At 65.2% G+C, this 22,892-nt stretch carries 26 protein-coding genes; 13 read left to right on the top strand and 13 right to left on the bottom strand.

What is annotated here, in order from left to right; genetic code table 11:
• Positions 1-68: 68 nt before the first annotated feature.
• The 4 genes from B4I46_RS07350 to B4I46_RS07335 all read left to right on the top strand — a co-directional run bounded on the left by B4I46_RS07350 (position 69) and on the right by B4I46_RS07335 (position 3,832).
• Positions 69-1,289: a putative DNA modification/repair radical SAM protein gene (locus B4I46_RS07350; protein ID WP_054915341.1), complete on the top strand. Its 1,221-nt coding sequence runs from the start codon at positions 69-71 to the stop codon at positions 1,287-1,289.
• On the top strand, positions 1,286-2,131 hold the full coding sequence (locus B4I46_RS07345; RefSeq protein ID WP_054915340.1) for a TIGR03915 family putative DNA repair protein: 846 nt from the start codon (positions 1,286-1,288) through the stop codon (positions 2,129-2,131). Before B4I46_RS07350 ends, B4I46_RS07345 begins: the two co-directional genes overlap by 4 nt.
• Before the next feature lie 178 nt (positions 2,132-2,309).
• The gene (locus B4I46_RS07340) at positions 2,310-2,840 is read left to right on the top strand and encodes a glyoxalase superfamily protein (protein ID WP_100633977.1); all 531 of its coding nucleotides are present in this window, start codon (positions 2,310-2,312) and stop codon (positions 2,838-2,840) included.
• Between the two features lie 98 nt (positions 2,841-2,938).
• Positions 2,939-3,832 carry a sterol desaturase family protein gene (locus B4I46_RS07335; protein ID WP_286899339.1) on the top strand — a complete coding sequence of 298 codons (894 nt, stop codon included), beginning with the start codon at positions 2,939-2,941 and terminating at the stop codon, positions 3,830-3,832.
• On the opposite strand, the gene B4I46_RS07330 is transcribed toward B4I46_RS07335, so the two are convergent.
• Both B4I46_RS07330 and B4I46_RS07325 read right to left on the bottom strand, forming a co-directional pair.
• Entirely contained in the window at positions 3,815-4,435 is a 621-nt protein-coding gene (locus B4I46_RS07330; RefSeq protein ID WP_229589228.1) for a helix-turn-helix transcriptional regulator, read from the bottom strand. The genes B4I46_RS07335 and B4I46_RS07330 overlap by 18 nt on opposite strands.
• 102 nt (positions 4,436-4,537) lie before the next feature.
• Positions 4,538-4,990 carry an Lrp/AsnC family transcriptional regulator gene (locus tag B4I46_RS07325; protein ID WP_043860530.1) on the bottom strand — a complete coding sequence of 151 codons (453 nt, stop codon included), beginning with the start codon at positions 4,988-4,990 and terminating at the stop codon, positions 4,538-4,540.
• Between the two features lie 148 nt (positions 4,991-5,138).
• On the opposite strand from B4I46_RS07325, the gene B4I46_RS07320 reads away from it, so the two are divergent.
• Together B4I46_RS07320 and B4I46_RS07315 are read left to right on the top strand one after the other, a co-directional pair.
• Entirely contained in the window at positions 5,139-5,756 is a 618-nt protein-coding gene (locus tag B4I46_RS07320; RefSeq protein WP_258658975.1) for a LysE family translocator, read from the top strand.
• A gap of 36 nt (positions 5,757-5,792) precedes the next feature.
• Complete coding sequence (locus B4I46_RS07315) at positions 5,793-6,275, top strand: MaoC family dehydratase (RefSeq protein ID WP_043860529.1); 483 nt, start codon at positions 5,793-5,795, stop codon at positions 6,273-6,275.
• Between the two features lie 21 nt (positions 6,276-6,296).
• Here B4I46_RS07315 and B4I46_RS07310 read toward each other — a convergent pair whose 3' ends face one another.
• A complete protein-coding gene (locus B4I46_RS07310) occupies positions 6,297-6,794 on the bottom strand; it encodes a hypothetical protein (RefSeq protein ID WP_043860528.1) in 498 nt (165 codons plus the stop codon).
• Between the two features lie 38 nt (positions 6,795-6,832).
• Complete coding sequence (locus tag B4I46_RS07305) at positions 6,833-7,396, bottom strand: helix-turn-helix domain-containing protein (RefSeq protein ID WP_286899336.1); 564 nt, start codon at positions 7,394-7,396, stop codon at positions 6,833-6,835.
• A gap of 123 nt (positions 7,397-7,519) precedes the next feature.
• Here B4I46_RS07305 and B4I46_RS07300 point away from each other — a divergent pair, with 123 nt between their 5' ends.
• Positions 7,520-8,404, top strand: a complete 885-nt coding sequence (locus B4I46_RS07300) for a DMT family transporter (protein WP_286899334.1) — start codon at positions 7,520-7,522, stop codon at positions 8,402-8,404.
• A gap of 1 nt (position 8,405) precedes the next feature.
• Here B4I46_RS07300 and B4I46_RS07295 read toward each other — a convergent pair whose 3' ends face one another.
• The gene (locus tag B4I46_RS07295) at positions 8,406-9,203 is read right to left on the bottom strand and encodes an AraC family transcriptional regulator (RefSeq protein ID WP_286899331.1); all 798 of its coding nucleotides are present in this window, start codon (positions 9,201-9,203) and stop codon (positions 8,406-8,408) included.
• 105 nt (positions 9,204-9,308) lie between these two features.
• Here B4I46_RS07295 and B4I46_RS07290 point away from each other — a divergent pair, with 105 nt between their 5' ends.
• Entirely contained in the window at positions 9,309-10,118 is an 810-nt protein-coding gene (locus B4I46_RS07290) for a sulfite exporter TauE/SafE family protein (RefSeq protein WP_058540707.1), read from the top strand.
• Here B4I46_RS07290 and B4I46_RS07285 read toward each other — a convergent pair whose 3' ends face one another.
• Positions 10,119-11,579 (bottom strand): transporter, encoded by a 1,461-nt coding sequence (locus B4I46_RS07285; protein WP_286899328.1) that lies wholly within the window; start codon positions 11,577-11,579, stop codon positions 10,119-10,121.
• A 130-nt stretch (positions 11,580-11,709) separates the two neighbouring features.
• Here B4I46_RS07285 and B4I46_RS07280 point away from each other — a divergent pair, with 130 nt between their 5' ends.
• The 3 genes from B4I46_RS07280 (at position 11,710) to B4I46_RS07270 (ending at position 13,755) form a co-directional block, all read left to right on the top strand.
• Positions 11,710-12,192: an Lrp/AsnC family transcriptional regulator gene (locus B4I46_RS07280; RefSeq protein ID WP_043860522.1), complete on the top strand. Its 483-nt coding sequence runs from the start codon at positions 11,710-11,712 to the stop codon at positions 12,190-12,192.
• A gap of 138 nt (positions 12,193-12,330) precedes the next feature.
• Entirely contained in the window at positions 12,331-13,062 is a 732-nt protein-coding gene (locus B4I46_RS07275) for a carbon-nitrogen hydrolase family protein (protein ID WP_088515346.1), read from the top strand.
• A 42-nt stretch (positions 13,063-13,104) separates the two neighbouring features.
• Entirely contained in the window at positions 13,105-13,755 is a 651-nt protein-coding gene (locus B4I46_RS07270; RefSeq protein WP_058540711.1) for a hypothetical protein, read from the top strand.
• A 3-nt stretch (positions 13,756-13,758) separates the two neighbouring features.
• Here the strand turns inward: B4I46_RS07270 and B4I46_RS07265 are convergent, their stop codons facing one another.
• Positions 13,759-14,805 (bottom strand): LLM class oxidoreductase, encoded by a 1,047-nt coding sequence (locus B4I46_RS07265; protein ID WP_258658958.1) that lies wholly within the window; start codon positions 14,803-14,805, stop codon positions 13,759-13,761.
• Between the two features lie 22 nt (positions 14,806-14,827).
• Positions 14,828-15,463, bottom strand: coding sequence for a glutathione S-transferase family protein (locus B4I46_RS07260; protein ID WP_229589220.1), 636 nt, complete (start codon positions 15,461-15,463; stop codon positions 14,828-14,830).
• 129 nt (positions 15,464-15,592) lie between these two features.
• Here B4I46_RS07260 and gcvA point away from each other — a divergent pair, with 129 nt between their 5' ends.
• Positions 15,593-16,480: a transcriptional regulator GcvA gene (gene gcvA / locus B4I46_RS07255; RefSeq protein WP_100633997.1), complete on the top strand. Its 888-nt coding sequence runs from the start codon at positions 15,593-15,595 to the stop codon at positions 16,478-16,480.
• Positions 16,481-16,490: 10 nt separating this feature from the next.
• Here the strand turns inward: gcvA and B4I46_RS07250 are convergent, their stop codons facing one another.
• From B4I46_RS07250 to B4I46_RS07230, 5 genes are all read right to left on the bottom strand, one after another.
• A complete protein-coding gene (locus B4I46_RS07250; protein WP_253087018.1) occupies positions 16,491-16,652 on the bottom strand; it encodes a DUF2986 domain-containing protein in 162 nt (53 codons plus the stop codon).
• Positions 16,653-17,508: 856 nt separating this feature from the next.
• The gene (locus tag B4I46_RS07245) at positions 17,509-19,974 is read right to left on the bottom strand and encodes a TonB-dependent siderophore receptor (RefSeq protein WP_286899319.1); all 2,466 of its coding nucleotides are present in this window, start codon (positions 19,972-19,974) and stop codon (positions 17,509-17,511) included.
• A 97-nt stretch (positions 19,975-20,071) separates the two neighbouring features.
• A complete protein-coding gene (locus tag B4I46_RS07240) occupies positions 20,072-21,052 on the bottom strand; it encodes a FecR domain-containing protein (protein WP_286899318.1) in 981 nt (326 codons plus the stop codon).
• Complete coding sequence (locus tag B4I46_RS07235) at positions 21,049-21,579, bottom strand: sigma-70 family RNA polymerase sigma factor (RefSeq protein ID WP_043860543.1); 531 nt, start codon at positions 21,577-21,579, stop codon at positions 21,049-21,051. The genes B4I46_RS07240 and B4I46_RS07235 overlap by 4 nt, the downstream gene beginning before the upstream one ends.
• Before the next feature lie 150 nt (positions 21,580-21,729).
• Positions 21,730-22,038, bottom strand: coding sequence for a DUF6124 family protein (locus B4I46_RS07230; RefSeq protein WP_054915325.1), 309 nt, complete (start codon positions 22,036-22,038; stop codon positions 21,730-21,732).
• A 157-nt stretch (positions 22,039-22,195) separates the two neighbouring features.
• Between B4I46_RS07230 and B4I46_RS07225 the strand changes: the two genes are divergently transcribed.
• A partial coding sequence (locus B4I46_RS07225) for a hypothetical protein (protein ID WP_286899317.1) occupies positions 22,196-22,892 on the top strand: 697 nt, incomplete at its 3' end.

Here is a 22,892-nt window from a genome sequence, read left to right as displayed (position 1 = left end):
ACAGGCTGCGCTTGCATGCGTGGCGAACTGCGAATACTGTATGGATAATCAGTATCGAGGTGGACCCCATGCAGCTCATCGCCAAGCTCGGCATCCTGGCCGATGCCGCCAAGTACGACGCCTCGTGCGCCAGCAGCGGCGCCCCCAAGCGCAGCTCGCGCGGTCGCGACGGCCTGGGCGCCACCGATGGCATGGGCATCTGCCACAGCTACACCCCCGACGGGCGCTGCGTGTCGCTGCTCAAGGTGCTGCTGACCAACTTCTGCCTGTACGACTGCCAGTACTGCGTCAACCGCCGCTCCAGCAACGTGCCGCGGGCACGCTTCACGCCTGAGGAGGTGGTGCGCCTGACTCTGGATTTCTACCGGCGCAACTGCATCAGCGGGCTGTTCCTCAGCTCGGGCATCATCCGCTCCGCCGACTACACCATGGAACAGTTGATTCGCGTGGCGCAGCTGCTGCGCGAAGAGCACAACTTTCGCGGCTACATCCACCTCAAGACCATCCCCGACGCCGACCCGCTGCTGATCGAGCAGGCCGGGCGGCTGGCCGACCGCCTCAGCGTGAACATCGAGCTGCCCACCGAAGCCAGCCTGCAGCGCCTGGCGCCGGAGAAACAGGTGCGTACCATTCGCCAGGCCATGGGCACCATCCACCACGGCCAGCAGGCGGTGGCCGGTGAAGTCAACGCACCGCGCTTCACCCCTGCCGGGCAGAGCACCCAGATGATCGTGGGCGCCGATGCCACCGACGACCACACCATCCTGGGCAATGCCGAATCGCTGTACCAGGGCTATGGCCTGCGGCGTGTGTACTACTCGGCGTTCAGCCCGATCCCCGACAGCCCCACCAGCGTACCCCTGGCCGCGCCGCCGCTGCTGCGCGAGCACCGCCTGTACCAGGCGGACTTTCTCATGCGCGGCTATGGCTACAAGGCCGGCGAACTGCTGGGCGGCGCGGGCAACCTGGCGCTGGACATCGACCCCAAGCTGGCCTGGGCCCTGGCCAACCGCGAGGTGTTTCCGCTGGATGTGAACCGCGCCGAGCCGGCGCTGCTGGCGCGCATTCCCGGCATCGGGTTGCGCAGCGTGCAACGCCTGGTGGCGCTGCGCCGTGAACGGCGCATTCGCTATGACGACCTGATCCAGCTGCGCTGCGTGCTGGACAAGGCGCGCCCGTTCATCGTCACCAGCGACTATCGCCCGCCCCAGTCGGAAACCCGCAGCGGCCTGCTGCGCGAACGCCTGCGCGAGCCGCAGGCACCGGTGCAGATGGGGTTGTGGGGATGATCGCGCTGGACTGCGACGAGCACTTCGACACCTGGCGCGACCAGGCCCGCGTGCTGCTGGGCCACGGCATCGACCCCACCGAGGTGGTGTGGGCCCACGGCCCGGTGCACGATCTGCTGGCGGTGCCGGCGGTATTGCCGCAGGGCCCCGGGCCGTTTCGCACACGGGTGCCGGCCGCCTTGCTGGATCAACTTGAGCAGGCCGCCCGCTACCGTGGCGAGCAGCGCTGGAACCTGCTGTATGAAGTGCTGTGGCGCGTGGCCCATGGCGACCGCACCGCCATGCTGGCGGGCGACCGGCTGGGCAGCGAGCTGCAGCGGCGCATCAAGCAGGTCAGCCGCGAGGCTCATCACCTGCATGCCTTCGTGCGCTTCGTGCCATTGCCGGCGGCACTGGCCGAGCAACTGCAACTGGACCTGGTGGCCTTCCATGAACCGGCCCACGACATTCTGCAAAGCGCCAGCGGCCATTTTGCCGACCGGCTGGGCCGCCAGCGCTGGCTGATCGCCACGCCACGCGATGGCATCCGCTTCGATGGCAGCACCCTGGACTACCGACGGCACTGCCCCGAGCAATGGCGCCAGTGGGCCTGCCACGCCGACGACCCTGGCGCCGAGCTGTGGCGCACCTACTACCGGCACACCTTCAACCCGGCACGGGTCAACCCCGATGCCATGCGCCAGCACATGCCGGGGCGCTTCTGGCGTCATCTGCCCGAAGGCCCGCTGATCGCGCGGCTGGTGGGCCAGGCGCGCCAGGGCAAGCAGCGCGACGGCCAGGCGCAGGAGGTGGGGCAGCAGGGCGGCAAGCGCATCGGGCGCGGGGATTCGCCAACGCGCTGAGGGCCGCCTTTCCATATGCCACCCTGGCTGTGTATGATCGGCGCGGGCCGATGCTGCCCGCCGCTCGCTCCCGTTGGGAAAGGTGAAAGCATTGCAGTTACCCCTGACGCGATCATTCTCTTGAACGTCGAGGCCTGGCAACGCGAGCCCCACACTGCCTCGTCACCAGGAGCACATGATGATCTCGATCGAACAGGCCAAACAGATGGCCAAGCGTCTGCGTACCGCCCTGCAGGCGCAGAACCCGCCGCTGACCCACTCCGGCGCACTGGAGCTGGTGGCGCAGCAGTTGGGCTACAAGGACTGGAACACCGCCTCGGCCCTGCTTGCCCCCGCCACCCCTGCAAGCGAAGTGAGCTTCGACAAGCCTATCCCCATCCTGCGCATGTTCGACGAAGCCAAGGCGCGCGAGTTCTACCTCGACTTCCTGGGCTTCAGCGTGGAGTTCGAACACCGCTTCGAAGCCGACCTACCGCTGTACCTGGGCATCGTACGCAATGGGCTGCAACTGCACCTGTCCGAGCACCACGGCGACGCAAGCCCTGGCTCTACGGTGTTCATCCCCATGCACAACATCGAGCAATTGCGCGACGAGCTGCTTGCCAAGCGCTACGGCTATGGCCGCCCGGACATCGTCGAGCAGGGCTGGGGCAAGGTGCTTGAGGTGTACGACCCGTTCGGCAATCGCATTCGCTTCTGCCAGGGCTGACCGGCCTTTCCCCCCAGGCTGAAGATGCGCCGTTTGTTCAAGCGGCGCAGGCTGCGGCTGCACGAAACTCCAGGCTCTGACCTGCCTGGAGTTTCACGATGCGAACCCTGTACGCCCCTGTATTTTTCCTTGGATTCGTCGGCTCGGCCGTGTGGCTGCTGGACGAGGGCGCAAGCCTTGGCTGGTTGCCGGTTCTGCTGTTGCTGGCGATTGGCGTGTCGATGCTGTGCGAGCGGCTGTGGCCCTATCGCGAGCGTTGGAATGTAAGCCAGGGCGATGGCACCCGGGACGTGATTCACGCGGGGGTGAACGAGGCGCTCAACGCGGCCGGCATTGCCGCCATCCCCCTGATTGCCCTGGTGCTGCCCGATACCGGCCTGTGGCCGAGCGACTGGCCGCTGGCGCTGCAGCTGTTGCTGGCGTTGCCGGTGGCAGACCTGGGCATCACCCTGGTGCATTACGCCAGCCACCGCCTGCCTTTGCTGTGGCGCCTGCACGCCGTGCATCACAGCGTGACCCGAATGTACGGCTTCAACGGGCTGATGAAGCACCCGCTGCACCAGATGCTCGAAGCGCTGGGCGGCACCTTGCCCTTGCTGCTGTGCGGGTTGCCGCTGGATGTGGCGGCCTTGCTGGCGTTCAGCATATCCATCCAGCTGCTGTTGCAGCACAGCAACGTCGACATGCGCATCGGCTGGCTGCGCCATGTGTTTGCCTGGGCGCCGGTGCACCGGCTGCATCACCTCAAGTACGGCACCACGGGGGATGTGAACTTCGCGCTGTTCTTCAGCGTTTGGGACCGCCTGCTGGGTACCGCCTTGCACCTGCCGCACTATCACCTGGCGGACGACGACCTGGGTATCGGCGACTTTCCGGACTACCCGGTGGGCTACGGCGCGCAGTTGCGCCAACCCTTTCGCCGCGACCAGCCCGAGCATCCACCTGCCGTACTGCCCGATGCCCTGAGCCGTGCGCTAGTCCAGCAGCCTTAGGCGCAGGTGGCGCAGGGTACGGTCGGCACGGATGCCGAACTGCTGGCGCACGCTGCGTGACAGGTGGGCCGAGTCGGCAAAGCCTGCGCAGGTGGCTGCCTCGGTCAGGCTGCTACCGCCCAGTGCCAGCTGCAAGGCCACGCGCAGGCGTTGCCACAACACCAGTCGGCGCACCGACAGCCCCAGTTGACCGCTGAACAGGCGCTCCAGCTGGCTGAGCGACAGCGCCGCCTCACTGGCCAGCTGCGCGGCGGGCAGGGTGTTTTCATCCAGTGCACGCACCCGTTGCAAGGCGGTGGCCAGGCGCGGATGCAAAGGGCGCCGGGGCAGGGCGCGCAAGCGTTGGTTCAGGCCCTCCAGGTCTGCGCCGGCGTCTTCGCAGAGCTGGCGCAGCACCGGCAGTTCGAAAGCCAATGGCTCGGCAAACAGCGTGATCGCTGGTTGCTCGCTGAGAATCGCATGCGGCTGCCCGGAGGCAATGAGCAGCAGCGGCCCGCACTCGACCTGGCCCTGGATCGACGCCTGCACCGGGGCAGCGCAGGCGATCAGTACCTGGTGGGCATAGTGGGCATGGGCCTGGGTTTGCCCGACCTGCCCGGCCACCAGGCAGTAGTCGGTGGCCAGCCACAGGTCGCCTTGCCAGGGTTCGTTGGGTGCGCGGTGGATAGTGGTGCTCCTGAATGAGGCTGAAGGCGGGCGGCGAGGTTACAACGGCAAGGGCCGGTCCTGCACCACGCGCTTCATCACCAGGGTGGAGGTGAGCCGCTGCACGTTGGGCAGCGACGACAGGCTTTCATCATAGAGCCGCTGGAAGGCCGGCAGGTCCTGGGTGATCACATGCAGCAGGTAGTCCGGCTCGCCGAACAGGCGCTGCGCATCCACCACCTGTGGCAACGCCACCAGTGCGTTCTCGAACGCCTCGACCGCCGTGCGATCGCCCTCGCGAAGGGTGACGAAGACCATGGCGGAAAAGGTCAGGCCCAGGGCAATGGGGTCCAGTTTCGCCCGATAGCCCAGCAGCACCCCCGATTCTTCCAGGGCACGCACCCGCCGGTGACAGGGGGAGAGGCTCAACCCCACCCGCTCGGCCAGTTCGGTGATAGAAAGGCGCCCGTCTTTTTGCAGTTCGGCAAGAATGTTCCGGTCGATGCGGTCCATCTGGAAGGATCTTCCCCTATTGGCCTATGTCGCGATTATCTTCGAAAGAAAATTCTAGCAAGATTTCATTATTGTTCCCTGCATCAATTTGCTTGTGGAGCAGGACGATGCAGCCAACCGTGGATCAACCCCTGGCGTGGGTAGCGCCATGACCCTGAATGTTTTCGTGGCGTTCTGGGCGGTGTCGATGTTGTTCATCATCACGCCGGGTGCGGACTGGGCCTATGCGATATCGGCCGGGCTGAAGGGGCGGGTGGTATTGCCCGCCGTGGCCGGGCTGTTGTCGGGGCATCTGATCGCGACACTGATCGTCGCCGCCGGGGTGGGCACGCTGGTGGCGGGGCATCCGTTTGCGCTGTCGGTGCTGACGGTGGCCGGGGCCGGGTACCTGCTATGGTTGGGCATCGGCATGCTGCGGCACCCGACTGTGCCCCAGGCGGACCAGGTGCAGGTAGCCGGTGCGTGGCAGCGCTGGGCGGTGAAGGGCCTGTGTGTGAGCGGCCTGAACCCCAAGGTGTTCCTGCTGTTTCTGGCATTGCTGCCACAGTTCACCGACGCCACGGCGCCGTGGCCGGTACCGCTGCAGATCGTGGCGCTGGGGCTGGTGCATGCGCTCAGCTGCGGGGTGATCTACCTGCTGGTGGGCTTTGGTTCGCAGGCCGTGCTGGGCGCGCGGCCTGCGGCGGCGCTGTGGGTCAGCCGGGTGTCGGGGGCGGCGATGGTCATCATCGCGCTGGTGCTGCTGGGCGGGCAGCTACCCAGGTAGGCAGAATGTACGCGGCAATCGAACAGGGGGAGTGCCATGAAGAGCTTGAGAGCACGGGCCGTACAGGGCCTGGAGGTGGGGGCGCAACTGAGCGTGAGCCGGTGCTTCACCGATGAGGACATCCGCTGCTTTGCGCAGCTCTCGCGGGACTACAACCCCGTGCACTACGATGCCGCCTCGGCCGAACTGCGCAGGTTCAGGTCGATCATTTCCCATGGCCTGCTGACGGCCAGCCTGGTGACCGAGATCGGCGGGCAGATCGGCTGGCTGGCGACCAGCATGAGCTTCGAGTTCAAGCGGCCGGTGTATGCCGGCGATGCAATCACCTGCCACTGGCTGATCGTGGACAAGGACGAGCGCGGGCATGCGCGGGCGCAGTTGAGCATCGTCAACGCGCAGGGCGAAACCGTGCTGGAAGGCATGACCACCGGGGTGTTGCCGAACGCAGCGGCGCGTGAACGCATGGCGCAGCTGTTGGCCGAGGGCGACCCCGGCAACCTGGCTGCGGCAGGTGCCTAGGGCGCCGGCACGCGGCAGGGTTCAATTGCGAAAGTACAGCTCGTCCAGCTGGCGCCGACGAATCGCCACGTACTGCTCCCACACCTTGGGGAACTCCGCCTCGCGGATGAACGGGAAGGTGAGGTACACGAATCGCCCCTTCACCTGAATGTACTGGCGTGCACGCTGGAAGGCCGGCTGCTCGGTCAATGCGATGCTCTCGTCGTAGCCGTCGTGATAGTGACGAATATCCACCCGGTGCGGGGCAAGCATGCCGCGGGCAAAGTCGATCACCCAGCCGGTGCCCACCGAGGTGCTCAGGTAACCGTAGACGCCGTCCTCCGACAGCTGCAGGCACGCCTTGGCCTGCGTGCCGTCGTCATCGTTCACCAGCACGATCTGGTCGTTGAAGTACTGGATGGATTGCCCCTGCGGCCCGTGCAGCACCAGGTTCCAGCCTTCGGCATCCATGCGGAACTCGCCCTGGTTGGCAAACTCGGCGATCCATCCGTTTGACAGCTCGATTCTGTGGTTGGTCATGGGGGTGGGGGTCCTGAGGGATGGGGCAGGCAGTTGCTTCAGCTGTGCTCGATCAGCATGACAGCAATGGTATCGGGCTCCAAGGCTTCGAACACATGGGGCTGGTTGGCCGGGTAGCGCAGGTAGTCGCCGGCATGCAACAGCACCGGTGCACTGGCCGGGCCTGCGCTGGCGGCCCCCTGGCACACGAATACATGCTCGAAAGTGCCCGCCGGGTGCGCCTGGGAATGGTGCGGCTGCCCGGGCTGGGCATGCACGCGGTACAGGTCCCGGCGTATGCCGGGCGGGCAGTCGGCGAGCAGGGTCGCCGCGTAGTCGGCGTCGTCGGCCTTGAGCGCCGCACCTTCGCCTGCGCGAATCACCGTGACCGTCTGCGCCGGCTGCTCGAAGAACCGCGTGACCTGAATGCCCAATGCCGTGGCCAGCGCCCACAGGGTCTCGATGCTGGGGTTGCCAAGGCCGGACTCCAGCTGCGACAGCGTGGATTTGGCCACGCCGGCGCGGCGCGCCAGATCGCTGACGGACATCCCCGACTGCAAGCGCTCGCGCCTGATGGCCTGGGCCAAAATCATGATCGGCGCATCGTTCGATATAATGGTCATTTGTTCGTTATGAGTTGACTGGGAGAGAGGGCGTCGGACATTATGGCACCCACTTGTTCGTTTTGATGGATTTTGTTCGATGACACAGCCTTCTGTTTTTGCCTCGACGGGACACCGCGCGCCATGAATGCACGTTCACGCGGCACCCTCGAAATGGTTACCGCCATGTGCATTTCTGGCACTGTCGGCTGGTTCGTGGTGCAGTCGGGCCAGTCGCCTTCGTCGATCGTGTTCTGGCGCTGCCTGTTCGGCGCCGCCGTGATGGCCCTGGCGTGCTGGGCGCTGGGGGTGTTTGGCACGCTGCGCCCGACCCGCGCGCAGTGGGGGTGGATGCTGCTGGGTGGCGTTGCGCTGGCCTGCAACTGGCTGCTGCTGTTCAGCGCCTACAGCCAGGCCTCCATCGCGGTGGCCACGGTGGTCTACCACACGCAACCCTTCATGCTGGTGGGGCTGGGCGTGCTGCTGTTTGGCGAGCGAATTTCGGCCAGTGGTGCTGGCTGGTTGGGCCTGGCGTTTGTCGGCATGCTGCTGATTGTGACGGCCAAGACGGGGGCGGCCGGGGAAAACTACCTGATGGGTGTGATGCTCGCGCTGGCGTCGGCCTTGCTGTACGCGATTGCGGCGATCATCGCCAAGCGCCTGCAGGGCGTGCCGCCGCACCTGATCGTACTGGTGCAGCTGCTGGTGGGCGCGGCCATGCTCTGGCCTTGGGCGCAGGTGCCGGACATGACCGCGCAGCCCCAGGCCTGGGCCTACCTGCTGACCATTGGCGCGGTGCATACCGGGCTGATGTCGACCCTGCTGTACGGCGCCATCCAGAAACTGCCCACGGCGCTGATCGGCGCCCTGTCGTTTCTGTACCCGGCGGTGGCCATCCTGGTCGACTGGCTGGCCTTCGATCACCCCCTCAGCGGGCTGCAGGCAGCCGGGGCGCTGGCCATATTGCTGGCGGCGGCCGGCATGAACCTGGGCTGGCGCCTGGGCTCAAAGCCGGCCCTGAATACCTGAGTTAGACCACCGCGTGCCCTGGGCCGCACTGGTCGAGCGTGGCCAGGTAAACACTGGGCGGGGCGCCCAATTGGCGGTGGAACATGCTGGAAAAGGCGCTGGGGCTGTCGTAGCCCAGCTCCAGCGCGACCCGTGTGACCGAGGCGCCGGCCGCCAGGCGGGTGACGGCAGCCATCAGGCAGGCCTGCTGGCGCCAGGTGCCGAATGAAAGCCCGGTTTGTTGGCGGAACAGGCGGCTGAAGGTTCTTGCACTGCAATGCAGGGCACTTGCCCAGGACTCGGCGCTGGTGTCGATGCGGGGTTGGCGCAGGAAGTAGCGACATAGTTCGGCCAGCCGCGGGTCGTTTGGCAAGGGTGCGAACAGCGCCAGGCTCGGCGCGCTGCGCAGCTCGTGCAGTACCAACTGAATCAGATGCCCGTCGCGACCGTGTGTTTCATACAGTGCGGGTACGTGCGCCGTGGCCAGCAACAGGTGGTGGAGCAGGGGCGAGACCACCAGGGCCTGGCACTGCGAGGTATCACGCACCGGCTGCGCCGGCTCTATGTACAGGCTGCGGGTGCTCACCCCGCGCATCAGCACCTGGTGCGGCTTGCCGGCGGGTATCCACACCCCGCTACCGGGCGGAATCACCCAGCTGCCGTCCTGGGTTTGGACCTCCATCAGGCCACTCATGCCATACAGAAACTGTGCGCGCCGATGCACATGGGTGGGCAGCAGTGTGTCGGGCGGGTAGTCGGTACCGATGGCGAGCACCGGGCGGGCGACCGCGTCGACGCTGGCGAGCGGAACATTGAGCATGTGAAGCACCTTGGCCGGAACGCGAGGATTATTGGCCAATTCGCGAGGGCTGGCCACATGTCTGGCCGTTAACGTGTGGCTCCCCCCTTGTGTTGGAAGCGATGCATGTTCTGGTTTCTGCTGTGTGCGTTCGGTGTGGTAGCCGGTGTGACGACTGTGCTGTTCGGCTTTGGTGGCGGCTTTGTGGCGGTGCCGCTGCTGTTCACCCTTATCAGTGTGAGCCATGCGCCGGGGTCGGCCATCGGCGAGGCCGCGATGCATATCGCCGTGGCCACCTCCACGGCGGCGATGATCTTCGGCGCAGGCCTTTCGACCTTGCGCCATGCCCGTGCGCGCACCTTGCAGTGGCCTGTGGTGCGGCCGTTGCTGGGTTACGTTGCGCTGGGTGCAGTGCTGGGCGCATGGGCCGCCACGCAGGTGCAAGGGGCGTGGATACGCTGGCTGTTCATCGGCTACCTTGGCCTGACCATTCTTGATGCCGTGTTGCGCCCGGGGTTTACCGTGAGCACAAGCGATGGCATGCGCCCGCTGGGCCGTCGAGCCAGCGCCGTGATCGGTGTCGGCATGGGCGCCGTGGCCGCATTCCTGGGTGTAGGCGGCAGCGTGATGAGCGTGCCGCTGATGCGCAGGCGTGGGGCGAGCATGGCCGTGGCGACGGCGTCGGCCAACCCGCTGTCGCTGCCGATGGCGATTGCCGGTACTGCCGCCTACGCCGTGCTTGCGTGGCGCACCGAAGTGCTGGGGCCCTGGTTTGCCGGCTATATCGATGTGCGTGCCCTGGCCGTGCTGGTGCTGGGCTCGTGGTGCGGCATTCGCCTGGCCGCGCCGTGGATCGGGCGCATGCCCGACGCGCTGCATGTGAAGTGCTACCTGGCCCTGCTGGGGGTGGTGCTGGTGGTGATGGTGGTTGCCTGACTAGCCCAGCCAGACGCTCAGCAACACCGCAGCCAGCGCGACCAGTGCCGTGTTGAGGCACACCAGCGCAAAGCCGAAGCGCACCAGTTCGCCTTCTTCACTGGCGCTGGTTCTGGCCAGGCCCAGGATCAGCATCACGATCGACAGCGAGCCCAGCGCCGCATGCCCCGCCGCGCTGTTCTGCACCGCCGCGAGCAACAGGCGGCCGTGTTCGGGCAGCATGGCGATGGCGGGCATGAAGATCGCATTGCCGCCCACGTTCGAGCCGGTCATGTAGCCGGACAACCCGCCCAGCAGGGCGACCAGCAACGAGGCGGTGGACGGTGCCAGGCCGGTCAGCAGCTGCATCAGGCCCGCCAGAAAGCCGGCCTTGACCATCAACTGCGACATGGCGAGAAAAAAGAAGATCGTCAGCAGGGGCCGCTTCGCCCGGGCCAGCAGTGCGGTGCCGATGCGGGTGCCCGGCACCGGCAGGGACGGTGCGCTTCGCGCGTGAAACCCCAGGCCCACCAGCACCAGGATCAGTGCCACGCCCGGCGAGGCAAGCGGCTTCCAGGTGACCTGGGCGCCCTGGACGACCCACAGGTTCTGCCAGCCGGTGATGGCCCACAGCGCCTTGAGCGCGACGATGCTGGTGATCAGCACCAGGTAAGGCCACGCCTGGCGCGGCCATTGTCGCGCCCCGCGTGTGCCGCCGTGGTTGCGCAGGCGCCGCAGCCCGTTGGCCAGTACGGCGGCTGCGCTCACCAGGCCCGCCGCCACGCCGGCTACCTCCGGCCCCAACCCGCGGCTGCTGCTATAGAGCACCCCCACGAATACCAGCCAGCCAGCGCCCAGCACCATCCATTCGCGCAAGGTGCGAACCTCGGCCAGGTACAGCGCCATCGCCCCGAGCGCGAGAAACACCGGTGCGCTGGTCAGCGCCGAAGTGGCTGCCAGCGCCGCAGCGTCCAGATGGGCCAGGGAAGCGCCGATCACCGATGCCAGGCCCAGCGTGCCCCACGGCATGATCGCCATGCCGGCCAACGCGATACGCAGCGCCACCCGGCGGTCGAACAGGCTGAGCAGCAGCGGCACGGTGGCGATCAACGACACGCCAAAGCCGGTCATGGCTTCGAGCAACGGGGCCAGCCCGAGCACGATGAACACCACCTGGTCGCCGCGCCCGAGCCCGAGCGAGCGTACCCACTGGCTGAATGCCAGGTTCACGCCCAGGCGCTCGATGAAGATCACGAAGGCCAGCCCCGGTACGATCACGAACGCGGTGCTGGCAAACAGCACGGCAGTGTCCTGGGCGGCCGCCACCAGGCTGCCCAGGCGCCACGTATCGGCAGCACCGACCAGCCACAGCACCATTACCAGCAGCGTACCGGCGATGGCGGCATGCACGGGTGGGCGGCGCAGCACCACCAGCATGGCCGTGACCAGCAGCACGGGCGACAGATGAAACAGTGCGAGCATGCGAGCAATATCCTGTGTGAGTCCCGACCAGGGCTGCGGCTGCAGGCTGGGGCTCGATAATATTTCTCGCTGTCAGATAAAGGGGCGCGGATTTCTGGTAGTTTTCGAGAAAATTTCTCGCAGGGTTTCCATGGCCATTCACGATGTAGCGGCTGAGCCGCTGGACAAGTTCGACCGCGCCATTCTTGACCTGGTGCAGCGCGACAACACCGTGCCGCTACGGTTGGTGGCCGAGCAGGTCAACCTGTCCACGGCGGCGGTGCAACGGCGCATCAAGCGCATGGAGGAGCGGGGCGTCATCACCGCCAATGTCGCCGTCGTCGACCCTACTGCGGTGGGTCGGCCGATCACCATCATCGTGGAGGTGATGGCCGAGCGCACCAGCCTCGATGCGCTGGAGGCCATGAAGGCGCACTTTGCGGTGCCTGAAGTGCAGCAGTGCTACTACGTCACTGGCGAGGTGGATTTCGTGCTGGTGCTGACCGTGGCCAGCATGCAGGAGTACCAGGCGTTGGCGCGGCGGTTGTTTGCCGAGAACGCCAATGTCACCTGGTTCAAGACCATTGTGGCGCTGGACCGGGTGAAGGTCGGGTTGCAGGTGCCCAGCCTGTAGGAGCGGGCCTTGCCCCGCGATCTGGCGCGCAGCGCCAGCAGAACCTGCGACGCGATCAGCCTGAAACACCGCACACTTTCCAAGGTAACGATGTTGGTGCAGCATAGGCCCGCGTCGACAAAGGGACATGAGACTCGAATGAAGCTGATCGCTGCGCAAATCTCGGCCACCCCGGGGGATGTCGAAAAGAACCTCGCCCAACACATCGACGCTATCCACGCCGCCGCAAGCCAGGGAGCCGATGCGGTGGTCTTCCCCGAACTTTCGCTGACCGGCTACGAACCCGAACTGGCCGGTGGCCTGGCGATGGCGCCCACCGACAGCCGCCTCGATGCGTTCCAGGCCTTGAGTGATCGCTACACCCTGCTCATCGCTGTGGGTGCGCCAACCCAGGGGAGGGAGGGCACCCAGATCAGCATGATCGCCTTCCAGCCAGGGCTGCCACGTGCGGTGTATTCCAAGCAGCTTCTGCACGCCGACGAACTGCCATTCTTCACGCCTGGTACCCAGCAGCAGGTGTTCCGCCAGGGCGGGCATGTTCTGGTGCCCGCGATCTGCTATGAATCCTTGCAACCCGCCCATGCAGACCAGGCCGCCGCGGCAGGTGCCCAGGTGTACCTGGCCAGCGTGGCCAAGTCGCAGAAGGGCGTGGACCTGGCCTGCAACCATTACCCGGCAATGGCCCGCAAGCATGGCATGACCGTGATCATGGCCAACTGCGTAGGCCCCGCCGACAACTTCATCGGTGCAGGCCAGTCCGCGGTCTGGAACCCGAATGGCGAGCGCGTCTGCACTGCCGACGCCACCCGGCAAGCCCTGGTCGCATATGACACACGCACGGGAGAAGCGGGCACTGTCAGCCTGGCTTGAATCACCATCGCCACCCCAATTCGTCGACCTTCGGAAGCACTCATGCCCGCCTTGATTCCGCTTGACCCCGCAACACTCCCGGACATCGCCACGCTGCGCCAGCGCGCCAAGGCCCTGGCCATGCTCGATGCCATCGTCTCCCCCGAATGGGAATACCGCTATTTCAGCTACAACGCGAGCTGGTTCGACGGTGAGGAAATGGCGTCGATGCGCAATGGCTCGGGCGATGAATGGTTTGTGCACTTCGGGCCGTTCGGCGCGGCCATCAAGGGGATTGCGCATGAATCCCCGTTAGCCGGCGACAGCCGTCTCGTCGAGGCCGTACAGCAACAAGTGCCGCCGGCCTTTGCCGCCTTTCTCAACGAAGCGGCCTTCAGCATGGACTGGCTGAGCTACTGCTACTGGAGAAGCCCTGACGACGCGGCCTGGCAGAAGGTGGCAGCGCCGAACGTCACAACGGACCACCTCGACGATGGCTCGGTGGAGTTTCTGGCGCTGCTGATCGAACCGGCCAGTGGCTACGTGGAGTTTGCCCAGTGGTACTACGAGCAGGCCGTGCCATTGGCGGCGGTGCAGCAACTCTACGACCACACCCCGTTGACTGCCGACCTGGTGGCCGCGCTCAACCCGGAACTGGACTTTGCCGAGGCGGTGGCCTCGGCTGTCGAAACGGGCTACCCCTGCGCCGGATAAGTGCTACCACCCCTGGGCCAGCGGCGCTGGCCCTTGCAAGGTGGGGAACAGCGGCAACACTTCTTCGGCCAATTCCTGAATGACCTCGTCAACCGGCCGCCGGGCCATCTGAATGCCCAGCGCCGCATGATTGACGCCCGCTGCCTTCCATTCGCCAAGCAACGCGATCAGCCCGTTGCGCCCGGTCTTGAGCACATACCCACCTTGCAACGGCGTGCGTGGGAAGTCGGGGTCTTCGTCCAGGTCGATCCACTCGTTGGTCATGTGCGGGCGAAACCCGCCGTTGGGGATCTGCGAGCGCCACGCCCGAACCTTTTCTGCCAGGCGAAGCGGGCCCTGCGCCGTGTGGGTGGCGTCCGGGTAGGTCAGCCAGCCATCGGCCTGCTCACCCAGCCACTGCAGGGATTGACGCGACGACCCCGTCACAATCAGCGGAATGCGCCCGGTGACCGGTTGTGGCAGCAACTGCGTGCCGCTCATCTGGCCCAGCGGCGAGCGGAGGGTCGCAGGGCCCTGCGCCAGCAATTGCCGAAAGTAGTCCACGCTGTGGGCAAAGCGCTCACCGCGCTGGTCATGGGCCAGGCCGTAGGCGGGGAACTCCACGGCCCTGTCCCCCGACGCGATGCCCATCACCAACCGGCCGCCCGACAGGCGATCGAGGCTGGCGGCAGACTTGGCCAGGTCGATGGGGTGGCGCAAGGTGAAGATGGCGCTGCCGGTGACCAGCGCGATGTGCCGGGTATGGGCGGCCAGGTAGCCCAGGTACACGAAGGGGTCGAACACCTGGCCGGCATCGCCGAAGGCCGGGTCGAACAAGGGCACGTCGCGCACCCATACGGCAGCAAAGCCCAGGCGCTCGATCTCGCTCACATGCTGCGCCTGGGCGTGAAGCACCGCCATGTCGCCCTGGTAGAAGCGCAGTGGCAGAAAGATGCCCAGTGTCAGGTGATCGGCGGCGAACATGCGCCGGTAGCCGGGGTGGTGGGCGAAGGCTTCGGCGTTCGCGCCGCAGGTGACGGCGGGTGCAGTGGGGTGGGTCATGGTGTTCATGCCTGTTCCTTGGTGTTGGGGGTCATGGGCCGGTGGCAGGGGCGGGCAGGCGAATGCCGCGTTGCACCGCAGGGCGCTGCTCTACCTGCGCGTACCATTGGCTCAACCAGGGCTGCTGGCTGAAGTCGAAGCCCACCAGCTGCGCGATATGCAGCCAGGCGAAGGTGGCGATGTCTGCAATCGAATAGGTGGCGCCACCCAGCCACGGCTGGTTTGCCAGGTGCTGATCGAGGGTGACGAAGGTGGCTTCGGTGAGGGTCCTGTAGCGCTGGATGGCGGCAGGGTTGGGCACGGTGTCGAAGCATTCGAAGTGCACGCGCTGGCCCAGCAACGGCCCCATGCTGGCGCTGTGAAACATCAGCCAGGTGATGCATGCCCAGCGCTCGGGGGCGTCGTGGCCAAGCAACTGGCCGCTCTTGTCCGCCAGGTACAGCAGGATGGCGGCGGACTCGAACAGGGTGATGCCGGTGGCGCGGTCGATCAGCACCGGAATGCGACCGTGCGGGTTGAGCGCAAGAAACTCGGGCCGCTGGTGCTCGCCCTCATCGATGCGCACATGGCGCAGGCTGTAGGGCAGGCCCATTTCTTCCAGGGCGATGGTGATCTTGAAGCCGTTTGGGGAACTGTCGGTGTAGAGAATCAGGTCAGGATCGGACACAGGGCACATACCTCAGGCAGACTAATGCTTGTTGCGTGGTGTGGGTGCCATGCTAGTGAGTGATTGCCTGGGACTAAAACGATTAGTCCTGCGCTTTGACGTTAGATTTTCTAAACCAAGGAATACGCCATGGGCGCCGTTCTACCCTTGCTGGCGCTGCGCGCCTTTACCGAAGCTGCACGGCTGGGCAGCCTCAAGGCGGCGGCCGAGCACATGGGCGTCACCCCCGGCGCCATCAGCCAGCAGATCCGCCAGCTGGAAGACCGTCTGGGCGTCACGCTGCTGCTACGGGGGCGGCATGGGGTGCAGCTCAGCGATGCCGGCGCACGTCTTTTCCCCGGGTTGTCGCGGGGCTTTGGGCAGATCGAGAACGCGCTGCTCGAACTTGAGTCGTTCACCCACGAGCAAACGCTTACCATCAGCACCGTGCCGTCGTTCGCGTCCACCTGGCTGGTGCCGCGCCTGGGTGACTTCAGTGCCCGGCATCCTGACATCGAAGTGCGGGTGGAGGCGTCGGCAAGGCTGGTGGATTTTCAGCGCGAGCGCATCGACATTGCGCTGCGCCATGGCCTGGGCCAGTACCCGGGGCTGGAGTCGATCCCACTGATGGCGCCGGTGCTGCTACCGGTGGCCAGCCCTCGGTTGCTGGCTGAGGGGCCGCCGATCAACAGCCCGCAGGATTGCCTGAACTACCCGTTGCTGCACGACACCGAGCGAGCGGATTGGCCGCTGTGGCTGCAAGCGCATGGCGTGGAGGCTGACAGCCGTAGCCAGCGCGGTGCCAGTTACGATGAAGACCTGTTGCTGCTGCGCGCGGCGGCGAGCGGGCAGGGCATTGCCTTGGTGCAGGACAACCATGCCCAGGAAGATCTGCACAACGGCAGGCTGGTGGTGGCGCTGGACAGGCCGTGGCCGTCGCGATTTGCGTACTACCTGGTAACGCGCAAAGAGGCCTTGAAGCGGGCGCAGGTGCAGGCGTTCATCGAGTGGATAACGCAGCAGGCGGGCGCTGCGTGACAGGTGTGGCTCAGCTTTCGGCGGCGGGGGTTGGGGTTTCGGCGGCTTCTGCAGCCAGCTTCAGTCGGTCGGCCTTGCAGATGTATTTGGGTTTGCTTTTGGGGGCCCGCTTGGCGCTGGCCTTCTTGGCGTTGGCCTTGAGTATCTGCTTGATCTTCTTTTGGCGGTTCATGGTTCTGCTGGGCCTGTAGATGCTTGAAAGCGGTGCGATGGCGGGGAGGTTGCAGGTGTTCTGCAGAGCCTTGCCGGTATTGCCGGTGGGGCGAGTTTACTAAAGGTTGCGCTGCAAGCGTGAGCGTTGTGCGTGGGGGGCTTTGAGGGCGCGTGCACAGGTTTTGCTGGTGCTGCGCACCAGATCGCGGGTCAAGGCCCGCTCCTACGGCCTGGCGGTCAGAGGCGGAGTGTGCCCGAGGCCTACATGCACGGTGTATCACGCGAACTGCATGTGCAGGTTTTGCTGGCGCTGCGCGCCAGATCGCGGGTCAAGCCCGCTCCCACGGCCTGGCGGCCCGAAACAGATCATCGAGCCATGCATAATCCGCTTCTGCCCGCAGGGCGTGGGAGCGGGCTTGACCCGCGAATCGAGCGCAAAGCGGTCGAAACGCCTGAGTGCGCGGTGTATCAGGCAGACCGCATGTGCAGGTTTTGCTGGCGCTACGCACCAGATCGCGGGGCAAGGCCCGCTCCCACGGCCTGGCGGCCAGAAGCGGAGTCTGCCCGCAGGGCGTAGGAGCCGGCGTTGCCGGCGAACGAGCGCAAAGCGGTCGCAAGGCCTGAGTGCGCGGTGTATCAGGCAGACCGCATGTGCAGGTTTTGCTGGCGCTGCGCACCAGATCGCGGGGCAAGGCCCGCTCCTACGGCCTGGCGGCCCGAAACAGATCATCGAGCCATGCATAATCCGCTTCTGCCCGCAGGGCGTGGGAGCGGGCTTGACCCGCGAATCGAGCGCGAAGCGGTCGCAGCGCCTGAATGCACGGTGCATCAGTCAATCTGCATATGCCGGCAATCACGCTGACCCCGGCGCATCATCAGAAGCTGTACTTCGCCGTAACCATCAAGTTGCGCGGGTCGCCAAACACGTCATATGGGCTCCACGTGGAGTTGCTGGCGATGCCCTGGTAGTACTTCTTGTCGAACACGTTGTTGATGTTCAACTGCGTGTCCAGATGCTTGTTGACCTGGTAACCCGCCATCAACCCGACCAGCGCATACGCCTCCTGCTCGACATGGTAGTTGCCGAACACATTGCTGCCCTTGTTGAACGTCGCGCTCTGGCTATAGAGGTTGGCCCCCACACGCCACTGCTTCAGATCACCCTGCAACTGGTACGTGGTACTGGCCTTGAACATATGACGCGGCAGGTCGGTGTCGAACAGCCGGCCTTCCTTGGCCTTGTCGGCATCCTTCTCGTACTTGGCTTGGGCGAACGTATAGCCGGCGCCCACTTGCCAGTTGGGCGTCAGCGCACCATTGATCTCGAACTCGATGCCCTGGCTGCGCACCTTGCCGGCCGCTTCATAGCACCCGTAGCTACCCACCGGGATGACCTTGCACAGGCTTGCATCCGCCACCTCGGCCGCGCGGTTGAGCTGGTCGATCTGGAACAGCGAAGCACTGGCATTCAGCGCGCCGCCAAAATACTCACCCTTGATACCCACTTCGTAGTTTTCACCGGTAATAGGCGCGATGCCTTTGCCTTGGCCGTCCTTCTCGGTCTGCGGCTGAAAGATATCGGTGTAGCTGGCATACACCGAATGGTTGTCGTCCAGGTCATAGATAACCCCGGCATAACGGGTGACGTTGCGCACCACCTTGGTCTTGCCCGAGGTGTAGTACTGGTCGTTGATCTGGTCATAGATGGCAGTGGCGTCGTACCAGTCCAGGCGTGCACCGAGTATCACCTTCAGCGGGTCGGCCAGGTTCCAGCGCGAGGTGAGGTAGAGGCCTTCCTGATCGACCTTGTCGTCGATGGAGTAGATGTCCGGCACGTTCGGTCTGGCAAGGCCACCCGGGTTGAAGCGGTTGATGTCCGGCACATCGACGAACACCGTGCCGCCGGTGGCTTCGGTCTTGAGCTGGCGCTTGCTGGCGCCGACCACCAGTTCATGCTCGCGCCCCAGCAGTGTGAACGGGCCTGTGGCATAGACATCGTAGGTGGACTGATCGAAGTCGCGGTTCTGGTTGAAGATGCGCTGGCGGTAGGTGGCGTCGTTGTTGCGCTCCAGCACGCCGCCCATCATCTTGAATTCGGACCAGTTTTTCGACGCGCCCAGGTGAAGGCGCCAGTCGTTGTCGAAGCGCTGGTCGAGCTCGACGAACACGGTCTTGTTCTCGACGTCCTGGTGCGACCAGCTGTAGCCGAAGGTCTTGGAGCGAGAAAAGCCCATGTGGCTGCCATCGGGGTTCACCGGCAGGCCGCCCCAGTTGATGTTGTTATTGTCGTTCTGGTCGGACGCGCCCACGGTCAGGGTGGTGCTGTCGGTGAGGTCGAACTCGCTGATGCCGTAGAACACCCCGCGCTCGCGCCCGGCGTAATCCTGATAGCTGCCCTTGTCGTTGTACGCGCCGACGATGCGGCCACGCACGCTGGCGCTGTCGTTCAGCGGGCCGGACACATCCAGCTCGCTGCGGTAGTTGTCCCAGCTGCCGGCGCTGCCGGTCACGCTGGCCTGGAACGCCTGGGTAGGGCGCTTGCGCACCATGTTGATGGCGGCCGACGGGTTGCCGGCCCCTTGCATCATGCCGGTGGCGCCGCGCACCACTTCGACGCGGTCATAGGGGGCCAGGTCGGCGGTGGCCACCCAGTCGGCGTTGTAGGTGGTGGGCAGGCCGTCGAACATCAGGTTGGTGATGGGGAAGCCGCGGGCGAAGAACTCGCTGTTGGCCGGGCGCGCGGCCGACAGGCGCAGCCCGGGCGTGGCCTGCACCACGTCGTCGAGGCTGCGCATGCCCTGGTCGTCCATGCGCTGGCGGGTAATCACCGTGACCGACTGCGGTGTTTCGCGCAGCGACAGCGGCAGCTTGGTGGCGGTCTGCATGGCGCCGGTGGTGTACGAACCGCTGTGCTCGGTGGTCGAGCCCAGGCCCAGGGCGCTGATGGTGGTGGCGCCCAGTTCCAGGGCATCTGCGCTTTGGCTACGGGCAATCAGCAGGTAATTGCCGTTGGCGGTGCGGGTAACCGTGAGGCCGCTGCCGGCCAGCAGGCGTTCGAGGCCATCCTGCACGGCATAGTCCCCACGCAGTGCCGGGGCGCGCTTGCCCTGCACCAGCGCCGGGTCGAACGGCAGGCTGATGCCGGCCACCTGGGCAAAGCTGTTGAGCGATTCTTCCAGCGGGCCTGCCGCCAGCTCGTAGTGGCGGCTGCTTGCCTCGGCGGCCTGCGCGGCCACGCTGGCCAACGACACGCTGGTGGCACCGGCCAGCAACATACTGCGCAGGGTAAGTGCCAGCACGCTGCGCTGCAAAGGCCGGGTGGGGATAAAAGCAGAAGACATGGACGGCGTGCTCCTTTCGAATGACGAGGTGTATTGCCTGTCTGTCGAAGAGGGCGGCAAAACCCGTAAAAGTTTTTGAGATTTCTTCTCATCAGCCTTACCGGGCGACGATACGGGTCCATAACGGGGTAAAGCGTTCCACCCGCACCGGCAGCGAATCGCTCAGGGCGCTGAGGGCCTGGTCGATGTCATCGAGCTGGAACACGCCCGACACCTCCAGGTGCGCAATGGCCGGGTCGCAGCGCAGCCAGCCGTGGCGATAGCGCGCCAGTTCTGCGGTCAGCTCGCGCAGTTGCATGCGCTTGGCCACCAGTTGCCCGCGCGCCCAGGCGCTGGCGTCGAGGGTGCTGGTTTCGACCCGCTGGCTGCCGATTGCATCGATCAGGTATTGCTCCCCGGCGGCAACCATCACCGGCTGGCCCTTGCCCTGAATCGCCACCACCCCATCCTCGACCCGCAACCGCGTGCCGCTGGCTTCATCACGCACGGCAAAGGCCGTACCGATGGCCTGCAACTGCGCATGCCGCGTACTGACCCAGAAGCTGCGACGCCCGCCCGCCGTGGCGGCGTCCTTGCCGGTGTCGATAAAGATTTCGCCGCGCCGCAGCACGATCAACCGGCGCTGGGCGGTGAACTGCACGTCCACTGCACTGGCTGTGTTCAGTTGCAGGCGGGTGCCGTCGTCCAGCACAAACTGACGGCGCTCGCCCACCTCGGTGGCGTAGTCCGCGCCCCAGGGCACCAGCGTGCTGTCACGCATCGACCAGCCGGTAACGCCGCTGGCCAGCAGCCCCACGCCCAGCAGCTTGAGCGCCTGGCGCCGGCTGTGACGACCGCCTTGCAGGCGTTGCAGGGTGTCCCGCGCCACCGAGCCGGGCAGTGCGGCCAGGCCCTGGAAGGTGGCATCGCTTTTCTGCAGCGCTTGCCAGGCCACCTCATGCAGCGCGTGCGCCTGACGCCAGCGTTGGCAGGCCTCCAGCAGTTGCGGGTTGGCGCCGTCGGACTCGATGCGCACCAGCCAGCCGATGGCCTGGTCCAGCACGTTGTCGGGCAGTTCGGGCAATGGCGGGCGGCTCATCGCTGGGCCAGGTAGCAATGGCGAATGGCGCTGGCCATGTACTTCTCCACCGAACTCAGGCTTACCGCCAGGCGCTCGGCGATCTCCTTGTAGCTCAGGCCCTCCAGGCGCGACAGCAGAAAGGCCATGCGCACCTTGGGCGGCAGGCCGTTGAGCAGGGCGTCCACACGGGCCAGGGTTTCCAGCAGTATCAGCTGCGACTCGGGCGACGGCACCTCGGCTTCGGGCAGGTGTGCGATGGCCTCCAGATACGCCCGCTCGACCCGCTGGCGGCGCACGCGATCCACCAGCAGCCCGTGGGCCACGGTGCTCAACCAGGCACGCGGCTGACGCAACTGCTGCAGCTGCTCCGGCTTGCCGAGGATGTGCACGAAGATGTCGTGGGCCAGGTCCGCCGCGTGGTCGCCGTGGCGCATGCGCTTGCGCAACCAGCCCAGCAACCAGGCGTGATGGTTGATGTACAGCGCACGAACATCGGCGTGAGGGGTGGGGGAAGTGGATGGCGACGACACGGAAAACCTCAGCATGATAGCCAGGTGCATTTGAGAATTTGTCGCATCCTAGTGCCAGTGGGCCGTGGACAGCAAGGGGAGAGTGCGTGATGTGGGGGGGCAGGTGGGGTTTTGGTGGGCGGAGCGAGCTCGGTAGGCCGCGTGTGCGGCCCGTGTGTTGCGTCGTTACTCGGGTGCCGCGTTTGCTTCCATGCCGTCCAGCACGGTGTCGATCAGTACGGTGCTCATTTCCAGCGATTGCTGTGCGGCGATCAGCAGCGTCTTGAACTGCTCGTCGGCGCGTTCGCAGGCTTGGGCGGTGGTGTCCTTGGCGCATTGGATCTGGAGCGACAGGTGAACCAGGGCGTCTTCCAGCTCGATGCCTTCGCAGACTGAAAACAGGGGCGGGTGATTACCGTTGCAACAGCCGAAGGCGGTGTAGATGCGTTTGCGGGGTTGAGTAGTAAGCGGGGGATTGGAGACGGTTTTGACCATTGTGCAGCTCCCTTTTTGAGTGGAACCGCCATCTGATGTTCAGGTGGCGCAGTTGCGCCTTTTGCATTAGCGGGCCGCGACGCCCGGTCGCTGGATTGACAGCGACGTCGCAAGATTAGCGGGGTTGGGGTGGGGATTCAAGGCGTTCTACAGCGGTATGCGCACCCCCCATGAAGCGGGAGCCGGATGCTTGTGCATTATTGCTCAGGCAGCAAGGCTGGATCCGCTCGATGCAACTGGCAAAGTTGACAGTTGTGACAAGAAAAATGACGTAGCAAGCTATCCAGGAGCACATAGCCGAGTGCCTTTCCTGGGAGCATCGATCATGAGTGCAACATCCTTCAGCGTACAACTCCAAAACGAAATGGAAGGTAAGATCAATTATTTCCACTACCAAAAGTTCGGCGACCCCGCCTCGGGTACAAAATCCGCATTAACATCGCCCCAAACTACTTATGACTTCAATCTCTACCCCGGCGGAAAGTTTATAGCGACGACCGCCGAGTCCTACCAAACGCAGCTTGAAGATCCAAAACTTCTTCGATTCAAATTTACAAATAATTCAGGTTTTCCTGTCGGGTTGCTCCGCGTATACGGTGAGCCCCCTTATCCCGACTGGGTAATAGCCGCGCTGGAGGACATTCCGGGGGACGAAAGTGAGGAAGACGTTCAATCTCAGCACGAGTTAACAATCGATAGATACAACCAAATGGTTGGGGGGGTGAATACAGGACCGAAGCGGTTTCCAGGGGGGGTACTACGGCGCTGGATCGACTACGAACCTCGCCGTGGCGACCCCTCTAAATGGTACGCATGGCTGCTACCTCCAGGAAGGGCGGCCTCAGGTTCCAAGT

Origin of the sequence: Pseudomonas sp. UBA7500 (assembly GCF_002478435.1) — a bacterium.
Taxonomy (GTDB): domain Bacteria; phylum Pseudomonadota; class Gammaproteobacteria; order Pseudomonadales; family Pseudomonadaceae; genus Aquipseudomonas; species Aquipseudomonas palmensis.
This window is presented reverse-complemented; position numbering and strand designations above follow the sequence as displayed.